The 13,788-nt window shown below is 74.3% G+C and carries 14 protein-coding genes and 2 pseudogenes; 8 read left to right on the top strand and 8 right to left on the bottom strand.

Going from position 1 to position 13,788, the window contains the following annotated elements; all coding sequences use genetic code 11:
* Positions 1 to 90 precede the first annotated feature (90 nt).
* On the top strand, positions 91 to 966 hold the full coding sequence (locus tag ACFYUZ_RS27070; RefSeq protein ID WP_389313433.1) for a hypothetical protein: 876 nt from the start codon (positions 91 to 93) through the stop codon (positions 964 to 966).
* Positions 967 to 989: 23 nt separating this feature from the next.
* Positions 990 to 1,490: pseudogene (locus ACFYUZ_RS27065) on the top strand (zinc-binding dehydrogenase); the annotation flags it as partial.
* A gap of 58 nt (positions 1,491 to 1,548) precedes the next feature.
* Here ACFYUZ_RS27065 and ACFYUZ_RS27060 read toward each other — a convergent pair.
* The 4 genes from ACFYUZ_RS27060 to ACFYUZ_RS27045 all read right to left on the bottom strand — a co-directional run bounded on the left by ACFYUZ_RS27060 (position 1,549) and on the right by ACFYUZ_RS27045 (position 5,037).
* On the bottom strand, positions 1,549 to 2,139 hold the full coding sequence (locus ACFYUZ_RS27060; RefSeq protein ID WP_389313431.1) for a hypothetical protein: 591 nt from the start codon (positions 2,137 to 2,139) through the stop codon (positions 1,549 to 1,551).
* A 78-nt stretch (positions 2,140 to 2,217) separates the two neighbouring features.
* Positions 2,218 to 2,793 (bottom strand): GNAT family N-acetyltransferase, encoded by a 576-nt coding sequence (locus tag ACFYUZ_RS27055; RefSeq protein WP_389313429.1) that lies wholly within the window; start codon positions 2,791 to 2,793, stop codon positions 2,218 to 2,220.
* Positions 2,794 to 2,932: 139 nt separating this feature from the next.
* Positions 2,933 to 3,421: a hypothetical protein gene (locus ACFYUZ_RS27050; protein ID WP_389313427.1), complete on the bottom strand. Its 489-nt coding sequence runs from the start codon at positions 3,419 to 3,421 to the stop codon at positions 2,933 to 2,935.
* Positions 3,422 to 3,543: 122 nt separating this feature from the next.
* On the bottom strand, positions 3,544 to 5,037 hold the full coding sequence (locus ACFYUZ_RS27045; protein ID WP_389313425.1) for an IMP dehydrogenase: 1,494 nt from the start codon (positions 5,035 to 5,037) through the stop codon (positions 3,544 to 3,546).
* 346 nt (positions 5,038 to 5,383) lie between these two features.
* Here ACFYUZ_RS27045 and ACFYUZ_RS27040 point away from each other — a divergent pair, with 346 nt between their 5' ends.
* Positions 5,384 to 5,767, top strand: coding sequence for a VOC family protein (locus ACFYUZ_RS27040; protein WP_389313423.1), 384 nt, complete (start codon positions 5,384 to 5,386; stop codon positions 5,765 to 5,767).
* Positions 5,768 to 5,827: 60 nt separating this feature from the next.
* On the opposite strand, the gene ACFYUZ_RS27035 is transcribed toward ACFYUZ_RS27040, so the two are convergent.
* The 3 genes and pseudogenes from ACFYUZ_RS27035 to ACFYUZ_RS27025 all read right to left on the bottom strand — a co-directional run.
* Positions 5,828 to 6,745, bottom strand: coding sequence for a DUF2382 domain-containing protein (locus ACFYUZ_RS27035; RefSeq protein WP_389313422.1), 918 nt, complete (start codon positions 6,743 to 6,745; stop codon positions 5,828 to 5,830).
* A 153-nt stretch (positions 6,746 to 6,898) separates the two neighbouring features.
* Positions 6,899 to 8,011 (bottom strand): ABC transporter substrate-binding protein, encoded by a 1,113-nt coding sequence (locus ACFYUZ_RS27030; protein WP_389313420.1) that lies wholly within the window; start codon positions 8,009 to 8,011, stop codon positions 6,899 to 6,901.
* Between the two features lie 135 nt (positions 8,012 to 8,146).
* Positions 8,147 to 8,623: pseudogene (locus tag ACFYUZ_RS27025) on the bottom strand (TetR-like C-terminal domain-containing protein); the annotation flags it as partial.
* A 172-nt stretch (positions 8,624 to 8,795) separates the two neighbouring features.
* Between ACFYUZ_RS27025 and ACFYUZ_RS27020 the strand changes: the two are divergent.
* From ACFYUZ_RS27020 to ACFYUZ_RS27005, 4 genes are all read left to right on the top strand, one after another.
* On the top strand, positions 8,796 to 9,170 hold the full coding sequence (locus ACFYUZ_RS27020; protein ID WP_389313419.1) for a hypothetical protein: 375 nt from the start codon (positions 8,796 to 8,798) through the stop codon (positions 9,168 to 9,170).
* Between the two features lie 171 nt (positions 9,171 to 9,341).
* Positions 9,342 to 9,866 carry a hypothetical protein gene (locus tag ACFYUZ_RS27015; RefSeq protein WP_389313417.1) on the top strand — a complete coding sequence of 175 codons (525 nt, stop codon included), beginning with the start codon at positions 9,342 to 9,344 and terminating at the stop codon, positions 9,864 to 9,866.
* Positions 9,867 to 10,191: 325 nt separating this feature from the next.
* Positions 10,192 to 10,359 carry a hypothetical protein gene (locus tag ACFYUZ_RS27010; protein WP_177181865.1) on the top strand — a complete coding sequence of 56 codons (168 nt, stop codon included), beginning with the start codon at positions 10,192 to 10,194 and terminating at the stop codon, positions 10,357 to 10,359.
* A gap of 43 nt (positions 10,360 to 10,402) precedes the next feature.
* Positions 10,403 to 10,855, top strand: coding sequence for a DUF5709 domain-containing protein (locus ACFYUZ_RS27005; RefSeq protein ID WP_389313415.1), 453 nt, complete (start codon positions 10,403 to 10,405; stop codon positions 10,853 to 10,855).
* 17 nt (positions 10,856 to 10,872) lie between these two features.
* On the opposite strand, the gene ACFYUZ_RS27000 is transcribed toward ACFYUZ_RS27005, so the two are convergent.
* The gene (locus ACFYUZ_RS27000; protein WP_389313681.1) at positions 10,873 to 12,024 is read right to left on the bottom strand and encodes a PucR family transcriptional regulator; all 1,152 of its coding nucleotides are present in this window, start codon (positions 12,022 to 12,024) and stop codon (positions 10,873 to 10,875) included.
* Positions 12,025 to 12,184: 160 nt separating this feature from the next.
* Between ACFYUZ_RS27000 and ACFYUZ_RS26995 the strand changes: the two genes are divergently transcribed.
* Complete coding sequence (locus ACFYUZ_RS26995; RefSeq protein ID WP_389313414.1) at positions 12,185 to 13,672, top strand: long-chain fatty acid--CoA ligase; 1,488 nt, start codon at positions 12,185 to 12,187, stop codon at positions 13,670 to 13,672.
* Positions 13,673 to 13,788: the final 116 nt, after the last annotated feature.

The following is a 13,788-nucleotide window of genomic DNA, read 5'->3' as shown; positions in this document are numbered from 1 at the left end:
CCGGAGGGCCCGGGGGTGGGGCTGTCCACCCCCACGGGACTCCGGCCTGCCCCGCTGACAGGGCGGCGCCGGTGCGCGACGCTGGGCGGCATGACGGCAGTATCACAGCGAACGGACGGCGCGTCGGGAGCGGCGCCCCTCCACGGCCGGGCGCTCGCGGTGCTCGGCACCGCCGCGTCGGCCCTGGAGGCGGCCTTCGTCCTCGTGCCGGACACGCTTGCGGCGAGCGGGCCGGGAGAGGGTTTCGGCCGGGAGGACGAGCTCGCCGAAGCCCTTCGCGCTGCGTTCGTCGCGTACTGGAGCTCCGGTGAACGGGACTTCTCGCCGGACCTGGACGGACTCGTCGGGTACTGGTTCCGCTATCACGTCGCCAAGGCCGTGATCGCCGCGCTGCTGCTGGTCGTGCTGGTCGCGCTCGGCACGCTTCTCCGGAAGGCACTCCTGAAGGCCGACGGCCTCGGGGCGGGGAAGAGGTTCGCGCTCGCGGCGGCCGGCGTGCTCGCCACGATGCTCGCGCTGCTCTCGCTCGCGGCGGTGATGGCCAACGTCCAGGGCGCGGCGGCACCTTTCGCCTCCCTTCTCCCGATGCTGCCCACCGGCGCGACCGGCGGCGGACCCGGCGCCGTGCTCGCCCAGGTCAGAGAGCGCCTGGCCGCCGCCCCGGGCGCGGGCGACCACGCCCCGGGCGCCCTCGACGTGATGATCGGCGACTTCGCCCGCTACCACGAGGCGATGGCCGCGATCGCCGCCACGGTGGCGGTCGTCCTCCTCGTGATGAGCGTGCTGTCGTGGAAGCGCTTCAGGGGGACGGAACCGGCCGAGCGGCGAACGAGGCGCGTGCTCGGATCGTTCGGCGCCCTCACGGCGCTCTCGGCGCTGTTCGTGATCGTCGTCGCGGTGGCGAACGCGACCACGGCGGCCGCCCCGCGACCGGCGCTCCTGGCCTTCTTCGAAGGCGGATGGTGACGCTCGCCCAAGGACCGTTCCCCCTGGCCCGGGCCGCCGGCGCGGGGGCCGTGTACGGCGCGGCCTCCACCGAGGCGAAGGCCGCGTACGCCCCCAAGCACGGCTACGACGAAGTCTTCCGCCCCGACACCTTGGCCGAGCACGTCCGGCGGGCCACCGGCGACAGGGGGGACCTCGTCCCCGACCCGGTCGGCGGAGAGACGCTCCGCCGCGGGCTGGGCACCCCGGCCGCCTTGGGACGCCTGGTCTCCTTCGGCAACGCCGGCGGCGGCGCCCCGTGGCAGGTCGGCCGGCCCGAACTGCACGGCCAGGGGCACTCCGTGGCGGGCTTCTCCGTGCTGACGCCCGCCCAGACGGCCCCCGCCGCGCGCGCCCTGACCGACCGCGCCCTGCGCGCGGTCTCCGGGGGGACGGTGACCCTTCCCGTCACCGCCGAACTCCCCCTCGCCGACGCGGCCGAGCCCCATCGGCTCCTGGGCGGACGCGGCTCCACGGGCAAGCTCCTGCTGCGGGTGGAGGGGTGACCGGAGCCGTCCGCCGGAGCGGGACCCCGTCCCCACCGCGCGGGGCGGGCCGCCGCTCCTACCACTCCGTCAGGTAGCCCTGGTGGCGGACGCATCCTCCGTCGGCGGTGAGGGTCGGCTCGCCGCCGTACCGGTCGGGGCGCAGGGACAGCTCGACGCCGCGGTCGTCCGTCGCCCGGACCCCCGGCAGGCCGGCCCCCGGCTCGCCCGCCGCCGGGGCGGGGACGTCCTCCACCGTCAGGTCCTGGGCGGACCACTCCTTCCGGAGGGCGTCGACCGCCGCCGTGTACGCGGCGTCGCTCGCGAAACCGGGTGTCCAGGTGACGGTCGGCCGGTCGCGGGTGACACCCTCCGAGTCCATGCCCAGGTCGTCCACGCAGGAGGCGTTGGCCATTTCCTGCCGCTTGATCACGGAGTCCGGGTCGACGCCCAGGCGCCGCACCGCGTCCTCGCCCGCCTCCCGGGTGTGCCGCAGATGCTCGCGGTACGCCGTCTCCGACAGGACCGCACCGCCCGCCGGCCACGCGCAGCCCTGGGCGAGCGCCGCGAGGAGGAGCACCCACACCGCCCCGCCCGCGACCGGTGCCACGACACGGCCGCGACGGCGCGGGGCGGGGGAGTGCGGGGCGGGAGCGGGCGTCGTCGTCACGGGCACATTCCAGCAGCTGGCCCGGAGGGGGCGGCACCGCTTCCGTACTCAGGGACGAGGTGAGTACGTCCCCCGCGCTCAGCCCTGCCGGCGGAAGTCCAGCATGCAGAAGACCTTGTCGTAGCGGCGTTCACCGACGGCCACGAAGTCGGGCAGGCGGCCGTACTCGGTGAAGCCCAGCGACCGGTAGAGCTGCAGGGCACCGGCGTTGTCGCCCCGGGCGTCCAGGGTGAGGACCTCGATCCCGGCCTCCCGGGCGTCGGCGATCAGGGAGCCGGTCAGCGCCCGGCCGATGCCGAGGCCCTGGGCGGCGGCGTCCACCGCGACCTTCTCGAGGTCGGCGTGCGGCCGATGGGTCGGCCGGGCGTAGCGGAGCCAGTATCCCAACCCGACCAGCCGGTGGCCGGCGTACGCGAGCCGCAGCGCGGCGTCCCCCGCCCGTACGGCGGAGAGGACGTGGTCCAGGAGCTCCGCCACCTCGTCCCGCGACGGCGGTTCGACCCAGCCCAGGGCCGCACCTCCCGCGACCAGGTCCGACAGGATCCGGTGGGCCGAGTCCGCGAGCCCCTCCCGCAGAGCCGGATCGGACACCGCCCCCACGGCGTCGAGGACGGTGGGGCGGAGGGTCGTGTCACGGGGCATCGCCGGTTTCATGATCGTCAGCCTAGGGCCTGTCCTCGGACCGGGCCCCGCGAGCCCGGCCCGGTCCGAAAGGCAGGCCCCGGCCGTCGCGAGGGCCGGCCCGGGCCCCGGGCTCCGGCCGCCGTGTCGTCACCGGCGACCGGGCGGGCGGTCAGCCCTGCCGCCGGCGCTTTCGGTTCGGCCGGTGCGGGCGCACCAGGGTGTCGAGGCCGCCCACGGCCGCACGGACGTGCGCGGGCTCGCGCGGGACGGTCCCGCCCGCGCACCACCAGGACAGCCGTCCGTCCGCCTCGCGCGGATGCATGCCGAGGTCGTGCTCCGCGCAGAGCGGCCATGCCCGCCAGAGCCGCTCGGTGACCGTCTCCTGCGCGGCGTCGGTGACGGCCGCCAGGGCGAGCACGGGGTCGTCCGCCGAGTCCGGGTCCAGGAAGTTGCCGTGCCACTGCCCGTCGGCCAGGGCCACGCAGACGTTCTCGGTCCCGTCCTCGTGGTCCGGGGGAAGGCCCACCAGCCGCAGAAGCGCCTGGCCCGGCAGGGTCACCGCGAGATCCCGGTTGACGAGGGCGAGGGCCTCGTCCCAGAACGGGTGGGCGCCGCGCGGGATCTGTCGGGGCCTCGGCGGATCGAAGAAAGCGCTCATGGAGGCCATCCTCCAGGACCCGCCCCCGCGGCCGGCGCCGCGGGGGCGGTCCGCTCACGCCCCCGGGGCGCCGGTGCCCCGGTCGGAGGCGATCCCCCGGCGCCGTGTCCCGGCCGGTCGGGTCACTCGCCCGAGTCGATGGTCGGCCGGCGCAGCTGCACCTCGGCGCCCGTCTGCTTGAAGGATTCCGCGGACACCGGCACGAGCACCGCGTCGCGGTGGAAGTCCCGCAGGTTCGTCGACCCGCAGCTGATCATCGTCGAGATGAGCTTCGCCCGGGTCCGCTCCACGTTGTCGTACAGGCTGCCCGCGTAGGGCACGTAGCCGTCGACGCCCTCCTCGAAGACCATCTGGCCGCGCTGGCCGTAGCGGGCCGCGTTCTGCGCGCGCCGCGAGCCCTCGCCCCAGTACTCCTTGTACCACTGGCCGCCGATCTGCAGCTTCCGCGACGGGCTCTCGTCGAGGCGGGCGAAGTAGCGGCCGAGCATGATGAAGTCCGCCCCCATGGCCAGCGCCATCGCCATGTGCGAGTCGTTGAGCAGGCCGCCGTCGCAGCACAGCGGCACGTACACCCCGGTCTCCTCGGCGTACGCGTCGCGCGCCTCGACCACGTCGAGCAGCGCGGAGGCCTGCCCGCGGCCGATGCCCTTCTGCGCCCGGGTGGTGCAGATGGCGCCGCCGCCGATCCCGACCTTCACGAACGCCGCGCCCGCGTCGGCCAGATAGCGGAAGGCCCGCCCGTCGACGACGTTCCCGGCACCGACGAAGACGTCGTCCCCGTAGGTCTCCCGGGCGAATTCGACGGTCCTCGCCTGGTAGACGGAGTAGCCGTCGGAGGAGTCCAGGCACAGCACGTCCGCACCGGCCTCCACCAGGGCGGGAACACGGTCCTTGAAGTCCCGGGAATTGATGCCGGCGCCCACCCGCAGGCGCTTCTCGCCGTCCACCGTGGCCCGGTGGTACGTCTTGTGGGCCTGGTAGTCCCGCTTGAGGACCAGGGAGACGACCCGGTCGTCCTCCAGCACCGGCAGCACGTCCAGGTGGTGGTGCCAGATCAGCTCGTTCGCCTCGGACAGGGAGACCGTGGCCGGCGCGGTGACCAGGCCGTCGCGGCCCCGCATCCGGCTGCCGGCGGTCTCGGAGGCCCCGTGCCGCTCCAGGTGGAAGTCGTCGAGGCTGATGATCCCGAGGAACTCGCCGTCCGTCTCACCGCTCCGCGTGACGACGGCGACGCCCTGCTCGGTGTCCGCCAGCCGCCGGGCGACCTCGCCGAGCGGTGTCGTCGGCGCCACGGTGACCTCGCTGGTCCGGAAGCCGGCCTTGTGCCGCTTCACCGCCCGCACCTCCGCGGCCTGGTCCTCGATCCGCTGGTTCTGATGGATGAACGACAGCCCGCCGACCTGCGCGAGCGCCACCGCGAGCGTCGGCGACGACACGGCCTGCATGATGGCGCTCACCATGGGGGTGGCGACCCGGATCCCCGGCTCCTCGCCGACCCGGTGACGGACCAGCGGCGCACCGAGATCCACCTTGTCCGGTGTGCAGTCTTCCGTGGTCAGGCCGGGGATGAGGAGGTACTCGCTCAGCGTACGAGAGATCTCGGGAAGGATTTTCACATCGTCTCCAGCAAGGAGCCTGTACGCCGGTCCACGACGGGACGGCGAGGCTCGTACGGGCAGTGCGGATCGATGCCGGCAGGGAGCGCGCTGTCGGAAGTGGGCGCTCTGGACATCCGGAGAGCGGGCGCGCCCGGCGGGGCAGTGCGCACGCGCGGCCGAACCGACGGCGAGGGCGCGCCGGACCAGAACTCCACGGTGCTGCACAGGCGTTGACTTCCACGACGCCATGCGTGATCTTAACGCAGCCCCCGCGGCGCGCCGTACGCGGCCCAGGGCCTGACCGCAGCCCTCCGTGCGGGCGGGGCCCTGGCGCTCGGCGGGAAGATCAGGAAGGCTCGTGCGCATGGTCTCGGTATTGCAGAACGTGGCGATCGACTGTGCGGACGCCTATGAACTGGCCCGCTTCTGGAGCGGGGTGACGGGCCGTCCGCTGCACCCGGAGGACGGACCGGGGTCGCGGGAGACCCGGGTCCTGCTCGCGGAGGGCCCGGTGCTGTACTTCAACCAGGTGCCCGAGGCCAAGGCGGGGAAGAACCGGCTCCACCTGTGCCTGCGCCCCGAGACCTCGCGGGACGAGGAGGTGGAGCGGCTGCTGGGCCTCGGTGCCGCCTTCGTCGCCGACCACCGGAATCCCGACGGTTCGGGATGGGCGGTCCTCGCCGACCCCGAAGGGAACGAATTCTGCGTCCTGCGCAGCGCGTCCGACCGGGAGGCCGACGGCTCCTGACGCTCCCGCGCCGCGTCCGGCCCGGTGCGGGCCGGACGGGCGGGGTGCGGGACGCGCGGGTCAGTGACCGCGCCTCCTGTCGGGGTCCTCGGACATGTCGGTGACGTCGTCGGTGTCGACCTCGACGTCGATGCGTTCCTTGCGCACCTGGCCGGTGACCGTCTCCTCCTCGGTGACCTCGTCCGTGCGGAGTCCGACCCGCTCGACGGGGACGGTCCGGGTCTCGACCACGGGGCGCTCCTCGTGGAGGGTCACCTCGTGCTCGGCCTCGGAGATCTCGGGCCCGGACAGGGCCTGTCCGCGGTTGGCCTCCGTGATCGGCTCGCGCTCCACGCGCACTTCCTCGTGGCGGACCGGCACGGTCTGCTGGACCTCTTCGGTGACGACGTACTTCCGCAGCCGGACGTGGCCGGTCTCGACCCGCTCGGTGCCCACGTGCATCCGTTCCTCGGACCGGGTCATGGCGTCGTCGCCGACCGAAGCGTCGCTGCGGGCCGTCCCCGCGTCCCTGTCCCCGAGGCCGTCTCCGCCCCGGCCGCGCATGCCGGCGGTGCCCGTCATGCCGGCCGTGCCGGCGGCACCCGCTGTTCCGGCCGTGCCCGCGGTGCCGTGTGCCCAGCCCGCCTCGCCGGGCTGGTTCGCCCGCTGCCAGGCCTCGTCCCAGGCGATGCCGTAGTACTCGTAGAGGCGCTGCTCCTCGCTCGCGTCGAGATGGCCTCCGCCGTCGACGTCCACGTGCGGGGCGTCCTTCACCCGGTCCTTGGGGTAGGGGACCTCCAAATGGTCGTCGACCATGGAGGCGTCCTTGATCGGGACGAAGGATTCGCTGGTGCCGAACAGTCCGGTCTTGACGGTGACCCACGCGGGGTGGCCGGTGGCGTCGTCGACGAACACGTGCTTGGCGTCGCCGATCTTCTTGCCCTCGGTGTCGTACACGGGGTGGTCCAGTACGGTGGCGATCTGTTCGTGGGCGATCATGTTCACCCTCCTGGTGTTGTCGTGGTCATACGGCGACTAGCCAGGAGAAACCGGATGTAACCGTGCAAATGGCCCTTGATTTGGTTGACTTGTTTCCAGTTGATCGTTGAAGTGAAAGGGCCCGGCGTCCGGCCGACCGGACGCCGGCCTGCCTCAGCCGGTGTGGAGGACGCGGAAGCGCCCCGGATCCGCCGGGTCCCGGTCGACGACCTGGACGGGCGCCCAGGTCCATTGCCACACGCCGGTGCCCGGCGTGCGGGAGAACCGGATCGGCCCCCGCGTGCCCTCGACCGCCACGCGCGGCCACGCCCCGGCGACGGCCGCCCGGTCCGTGCCGTGCGAACGGAGCGCCGCGGCGAGGACGGTGACGGCGTCCCAGCCCTCGAACGCGACGAACGACGGTGCCTCGCCCAGCCGCTCGCGGAGCTCCTTCCCGACGCGGTCGCCGAGCGGTCCGAGCTCCTCGGGCAGGTAGCGCAGGAACGGGATCCCGGCGCCGTCCGCGCCGAGCTCCGCGGCCCACCCGGCGAACTCCGGCTGTCCGGCGGGGGCGCCGAGCAGCAGGTCCGCGAGCCTTCCGTCGGCGCGGACGGCCCTGACGATCGGCACCGCCGGCTCCGGACTGCCGACCAGCAGCAGGAGCGCCGTGACCCCGTGGTCGGCGAGCGCGTCGCACAGGGCCTCGGGGCCGAGCGCGGTGGCGTCGAGTTCGAGGACGGTGCCGCCCCGGGAGGCGAGGTGTTCCCGCAGGACGCGGGTGCCGGTCGCCCAGTAGACGCTCGGCTGGGTCACCACCGCGATCCGGTGCCGGCCCGTGGCGAGGAGGAAGTCCGCGTAGCTCCGCCAGCCGCGGGACTGGACGGGGGGCAGGCGCGCGACCCACTCCGTCGGCTCCTCGGTCAGGGCGTCGAGCACGGCGGACGAGCAGAGGAACGGCACGCCGAGGGCGTCGGCCCGGGTGGCGGCGGCGCGGGCGACGACGCTGTGGTACTCGCCCACGACCGCCGCCACGCCCAGGTCCGCCAGTTCGGCCACGGCCGCGGAGGCGCGCTCGGGATCGGCCGCGGTGTCCCGGACCAGCAGCTCCAGTGGTCTGCCGTCGATCCCGCCCGCGTCGTCGACCTCGCGCGCGGCCAGGTCGAGTCCCGCGAGGAGGTGGCGGCCCGCCTCGACCCAGCCGGGCCGCGTCAGCGGGACGAGGGCGCCCAGACGGACGGGCGGCCCGCCCGTGGGCCGGGCTCCGGACGGCGATGGCGGCGTGTTCATCGGGGTGACGTCTCCCTCGGGCGGTGTGGTCGTGGTCCGCCCGGGCCGCGCCGGCCGGGGCGGCGCTCCGCGGCGGGCACACCCGGGTGATCATGCGGGTCATTGGAACCACGGCCGACGTCCGAGGGCAACCGGTTATTCGTCCGATGAGACACCGGGTTCCGATGCGCCACCGGGTGTCGTCGTCCTCGCCGCCGACGCGGACGGCAGCGTCGGCGAGGCGGTGAAGAGGGCGTGCACGGAGGCCCGCACCTGGGTGGCGACCGTCCCGGCGGACGAGGCGTCGAGCTTGCCGTCGAGGTGCAGGAACGCCAGGCCGTGGACGGGCGCCCACACGGTGGTCGGGAGGGGGCCCGTCTCGTCCGCGCCGGGGAACGTGTCGCGGACGATGCCGCGCACGTACGCCGTGAGGACGCCGGTCGCGGCGACCCGTTCCTCGTGGGTCGGGTCGCAGGGCTCCGCGGACATCGCCCGGAAGAGGGCGGGGCGGTCGAGAGCGAACCGTACGCGGGCGACGGCGACGGAGGCCGGGTCGTCGGGGGTCGAGGGCGCGGGACGGGCGGCTGCCAGGTGCTGGGCGAGCTCGCGGTAGCCCTCCGCGGCCACGGCGGCATGGAACAGGGAGCCGGAACGACCAGCGAGCTGTTCTCGCCACTGCCCCTGCGCTCCGGACGGGCACTGGGCAACCGCATCGCGAAGGCCGCCATGGAGGAGAACATGGCCGGCGCCGGCCTGCTTCCTGGACCTCGCCAAGGACCTCGTCAAGACCAGCCCCCTGCCCCTCATGCTCACCGGCGGCATCACCCGGCGCGCCACCGCCGAGCGGGTCCTCGACAGCGGCGTGGCGGTCGTCGGGAGGGGCACCGCCCTCGCCGTCACCCCGGACCTCCCCGACCGCTGGAGGACCGGCCGGGAGGCCGACCGGCAGGCGGAGCCCGTGACCTGGTCGGACAAGACCCTCGCCTCGGCCGCCTCCATGGCGAAGGTCCGTCCCCGGATGCGCCGTCTCGCCCGCGGGGGCGACCCCGGGCCCGGCACGCATCCGGCGATCGCCCTCGTCTCCGAGCGCCGGAGGCAGCGGGTGGCCCTGCGCGGCCACCGCTCCTGGCCGGCCGCGTCGCGGACCGGCGACGGCGGGGGCGTCACCGCCCGGGGATGAGGGCCGCGCACGGCGCGGGGGCCGCTCACGGGACCGGCGAGGACGAGGGCCGCGTGGAAAGGCGGGGAAGGGGGAACTTCCCGATCCTTCCGCACGTTCCGGAGGGCGGACCTGATCTTTTGACGTGTGACACGACGGCGGTGTGCCGTCGTCGGGGGAAGCGAGCAAGCCATGGCCATGGTGGGCCTGTTCTGGATCGCCGAGGGCGACGTGTACGTGGGCGCGAAGCCGTCCGGCGCGGCGCCCGGGGTGCGCCTGACCCCCGAGGGCGTGGTGGCCCTCGGCGAAGGGCAGGCCGGCCTCCACCTGTGGGAGGACGTACGCGCCCTGACGGTGGCGGACGTCCCCGTGAAGTCCCTGAAGCGGCAGGTCGGCGTGGTCACGGACGTGGCCCTGGACATGGTGATGAACCTGGCCATGACCGTGGGCACGGGCCTGGGCGAGGCCCCGCCGCTGATGACGACGGTCCTGGAGTCGCACGACGGCGAGCACGAGCTGAAGGCCTACGTGGCGGCGGCCGTCGGCTACTCGCCGACCGAGGTGGAGCTCTCCCTCGCCCTGCTGGACCGCCTCACGGAGGGCGCCGCGACGATGGCCACGACGTTGGCCGCGATGTCGGAGTGGGGCCGCTCGTGGGAGGGCGGGACGCCCCGCCCGGCGCAGCGGGAGAAGCTGCTGCGGGAATGGACCGGTTAGCGACCCCGGTCGCGCGCTCCCGGCGGCCGTGCGGGCCGTCGGGAACCGCGGCTCCGGCCGCGCACACCGGGTTGCGTTTGCCCGGGACGCGGGGACCATGGAAGGGAGAACAGGGATTCGACGCCCGCCGAAGGCGCCCCGCCCCGGGGACGCGCGGCCCGGACCCGTACGGGGTCGGCCGGACCCCGGAGCCGTACGTCCCGTACGCGACACGGCAGTCGCCTCCGGCCGGCCCACGACGACAGAACGGTCCGGGGCCGCCCCGTCATGACCCGCCGCGCGACCGGAACGGCCGGCATCGACCGCACTCCCCCCAGGAGGCGCCATGACCGAACCCGACGACCCGCTCGGCTCCTGGACGGGCCGGCTGCTCCGACTCGGCGTCGGCATCTCACCCGATGACGCCCGGAGATTCGTGCACGACCTGTACGCGCAGGCCCAGTCCGACCTCGACGACGAGCGGGCGAAGGCCGACTTCGAACGGGAGGAGTGAACCCAGGCCGAGCCGTCGTCCCGCCGAAGGAACGGAGTTCCCCATGAGCGAGGCGGAAGCGTGGGGCGATGACGTCTACCAGCCCGACGGAAGCGAGATCCGGGAGGACGTCGGTCTCCTGGACTACGAGGACACCCTCGAAGGGCCGCCCGGCGACCCGTTCGACGAGGGGTACTCGCCCCCGGAACGGCCCCTCGGGGTCCAGCACACGGGGGTGACCGCGGCCGAACGGCAGCGTGGCGAAACCCTGGACGAACGCCTGGCGGAGGAGGAACCCGACGTCCTTCCCCCGGACGGCGACGGCCTCGGCGACACGACGGACACCGACGGGGAGCTCCTGGACGACCAGGTCGGAGGCCGGCGCGCGGGGCGTCTGATGGCCGAGGACGAGGGCACGGGCCCCGTCGGCTCGGAACTGAACGCCCGGGACCTCGGCCTGGCGGGCGGTGCCGCGTCCGCGGAGGAGGCCGCGATGCACATCGTCGAGGAGGAGTGACCTCCCCGCGGCACGACTCAGCTCGTCCCCGGATTGCGGACCGCGAGCAGCGCCGCGCCGATGTCCGCCGCCGCCCGTGGATCGGAGAGGGAACGGCCCGTCAACTCCTCCACGCGCCGCAGGCGGTAGCGCACGGTGTTGGGGTGGACGAACAGGCTGCGCGCGGCGGCGGCGGCCGAGCCCGCGGCGGCGAACCAGTGCTCCAGGGTGCGCAGCAGCCGGGACCGCTCCGCGGCCGGAAGGTCGAGCACCGGCCGGAGCACCACCTCCATCAGGTGCGCGGCCTCGGCCGGGGCGGCGGCGACGACCATGGCCAGCGGATCGTCGTCGAAGCGGGCCACGCCGGGCCCGGTGCCTTCGAGACCGGCCAGGGCGAGACGGGCGAAGCGCAGGGCCTGGGGCGTGTCCCGCAGCGACCGGAAGCGCGGACTGAAGCCCACGCGGGCGCGGGTCCGGCGGAGGATGCGCAGGCACGTCGTCTCCGCCGCCTCCGTGGGCAGGGCGATCAGGGCCAGCTGCTCGTCCGGCAGAAGCCTCCACGCCGAGGGCAGGTTCGCCTGGCGCAGCGCCGCCTCCGCACCGGTGAGCGGTTCCTCGCCGGGAGCGCCCGCCTTCGCGGCGGCGACCGCGTAGGGCCCGTGCTCGGGCAGCTCCAGTTCGCGGGCGGCCTCCCACAGCGTGCGGTCGGTGACGATGCCGGTGAACACCGCCTCCACCAGGGCGGAACGCCGTGCCTGCCCCTGGGACGTGAGTTCCGCGGCCGCCTCCCGGTAGGCCACCGCCACCGCCTCCGCGTACAGGCCGGACAACGCCCAGAACTCGGTCGACTCCGACAGCAGGAGCTCGTCGGAGACCTCGGGGCGGGCGCGGGCCTCGGCGAGGATCTCCGTCCACAGGAGCTGCGAGCCGATCCGGTACGCGTGCAGCGTGTCCGCCAGCGGGACCCCCTGCTCCGCGCGGAGCCGTCCCGTCTCACGGGCCGAACTCGCGTCGGGGGTGCCGCCGAGGCGGAGGTGGGTGAGGATGAGGTCCGCGTTGGCGGTGCAGGAACCGCGCAGTGAGTCCAGGGAGATCAGCGACTCGTCCTTGTACGCCTCGACGTCCGCGCGGATCCGCAGTGCCATCCGCTCGCCCAGTTCCGGCAGCCCTGCCTGAAGCGTCGCCGCCACACCCGAAAGGATCATCTCCGCAGCTTAACGCCCTCGCATTGTGGTGGGGGACAATCCAGGGCGTCGTGCGTTGTCGCCCCGGCCATAGGCCGCGACCGCACACGGCTGCAAGATGTCGACGATGTAAACATTCGGCGATTCCGTGTAACGGAGGCGAGTCATGCCCAATCTGGCAGGGTTCCTCGTGGAGACGGCGGGGCGACAGCCCGAGCGCCCGGCGCTGCGCCTGGGGGAGCAGGTCATCACCTACGCGGAGCTGGACGAGAGCAGCGCCCGCGCCGCCGCCCTGCTCAGGTCCGAGGGGGTACGGCCGGGGGACCGCGTCGCCCTGATGCTGCCGAACGTCCCCGAGTTCGTCGTGCTGTACTACGGCGTCCTGCGCGCCGGAGCGGTCGTCGTGCCGATGAACCCGCTCCTGAAGACCCGGGAGACGGAGTTCCACCTCGCCGACTCCGGTGCCGTGCGGCTCTTCGAATGGCACCAGGCGCCGGGCGAGGGCGCGCAGGGAGCGGCCGCCGCGGGCGTGCGGCACACGGCCGTCGAGCCCGCGGCCTTCGCCGCGACGCTGGCCCGGCACGAGCCGCTGCCCGAGGTCGCCGACACGGACGACGAGGACATGGCCGTCCTGCTGTACACCTCCGGCACCACCGGCCGTCCCAAGGGCGCGGTGCTCTCCCATGCCGGGCTCCGGCACAACACCGAGGTCAACAGCGTCCACATCCAGCGGATGACGCCGGAGGACGTGGTGGTCGGCTGTCTGCCGCTGTTCCACATCTTCGGGCAGATCTGCACCATGAGCGCGGCCGTCCGCAGCGGCGCCTCCCTCGTCATGATCCCGCGCTTCGACCCGGGTGCCGTCCTGGACGCCGTCGCCCGCGAACGGGCCACCGTCTTCGAGGGCGTGCCGACCATGTACGCGGCGCTGCTCCAGCACCCGTCCGAGGCGGACGTGTCGACGCTGCGGATGTGCATCTCCGGCGGCGCCTCGCTGCCGGTGGAGATCCTGCACGGCTTCGAGCGGCGCTTCGGCTGTCCCGTCCTGGAGGGCTTCGGCATGTCCGAGACCAGCCCGGTGGTCACCTTCAACCACCCCGACCGGCCGCGCAAGGCCGGCTCCATCGGCACCCCCATCCGGGACGTCGAGGTGCGGCTGCTCGACGACAGGGGCCAGGACGTGGCCCCCGGGGAGATCGGCGAACTCGCCGTCCGGGGACCCAACGTGATGAAGGGGTACTGGAACCGCCCGGAGGAGACGGAGGCGGCGATCCCCGACGGCTGGCTGCGCAGCGGCGACCTCGCCCGCGCCGACGAGGACGGCTACCTGTACGTCGTCGACCGCAAGAAGGACATGATCATCCGCGGCGGTTACAACGTCTACCCGCGCGAGATCGAGGAGGTCCTCCACGAGCACCCGGCCGTCGCCCTCGCCGCCGTCGTCGGCGTCCCGCACGCCGAACTGGGCGAGGAGGTCGCGGCCGCGGTCGTGCTCCGCCCGGGCGCGCAGGTCCTCCCCGGCGAGCTGCGGGAGTACGTCAGGGAACGCGTGGCGGCCTACAAGTACCCGCGCCGGGTGTGGCTGACGGACGCGCTGCCGCTGGGACCGAGCGGCAAGATCCTCAAGCGGGAGATCACCGTGCCGGTGGGGTGAGGGCCGTGCGCCGGGGGGGGGCGGCGGCCCCCCCCCGCCCGCCCCCCCCCCCCCCCCGCCGCGCCGGGCCCCCCCCCCCGCGGCGCGCCGCCGCGGCCCCGGGGGGCCCGGCCCCC

This window comes from Streptomyces sp. NPDC004266, assembly GCF_042874095.1.
Lineage (GTDB): Bacteria > Actinomycetota > Actinomycetes > Streptomycetales > Streptomycetaceae > Streptomyces.
This window is presented reverse-complemented; position numbering and strand designations above follow the sequence as displayed.

Coding starts and splice junctions, on each gene's coding strand:
- ACFYUZ_RS26995 (WP_389313414.1), top strand. CDS start 12,185: ATGCCCAATCTGGCAGGGTTCCTCGTGGAGACGGCGGGGCGACAGCCC.
- ACFYUZ_RS27035 (WP_389313422.1), bottom strand. CDS start 6,745: ATGATCGCCCACGAACAGATCGCCACCGTACTGGACCACCCCGTGTAC.
- ACFYUZ_RS27020 (WP_389313419.1), top strand. CDS start 8,796: ATGCTCACCGGCGGCATCACCCGGCGCGCCACCGCCGAGCGGGTCCTC.
- ACFYUZ_RS27030 (WP_389313420.1), bottom strand. CDS start 8,011: ATGAACACGCCGCCATCGCCGTCCGGAGCCCGGCCCACGGGCGGGCCG.
- ACFYUZ_RS27010 (WP_177181865.1), top strand. CDS start 10,192: ATGACCGAACCCGACGACCCGCTCGGCTCCTGGACGGGCCGGCTGCTC.
- ACFYUZ_RS27050 (WP_389313427.1), bottom strand. CDS start 3,421: ATGAGCGCTTTCTTCGATCCGCCGAGGCCCCGACAGATCCCGCGCGGC.
- ACFYUZ_RS27005 (WP_389313415.1), top strand. CDS start 10,403: ATGAGCGAGGCGGAAGCGTGGGGCGATGACGTCTACCAGCCCGACGGA.
- ACFYUZ_RS27055 (WP_389313429.1), bottom strand. CDS start 2,793: ATGAAACCGGCGATGCCCCGTGACACGACCCTCCGCCCCACCGTCCTC.
- ACFYUZ_RS27070 (WP_389313433.1), top strand. CDS start 91: ATGACGGCAGTATCACAGCGAACGGACGGCGCGTCGGGAGCGGCGCCC.
- ACFYUZ_RS27015 (WP_389313417.1), top strand. CDS start 9,342: ATGGCCATGGTGGGCCTGTTCTGGATCGCCGAGGGCGACGTGTACGTG.
- ACFYUZ_RS27040 (WP_389313423.1), top strand. CDS start 5,384: ATGGTCTCGGTATTGCAGAACGTGGCGATCGACTGTGCGGACGCCTAT.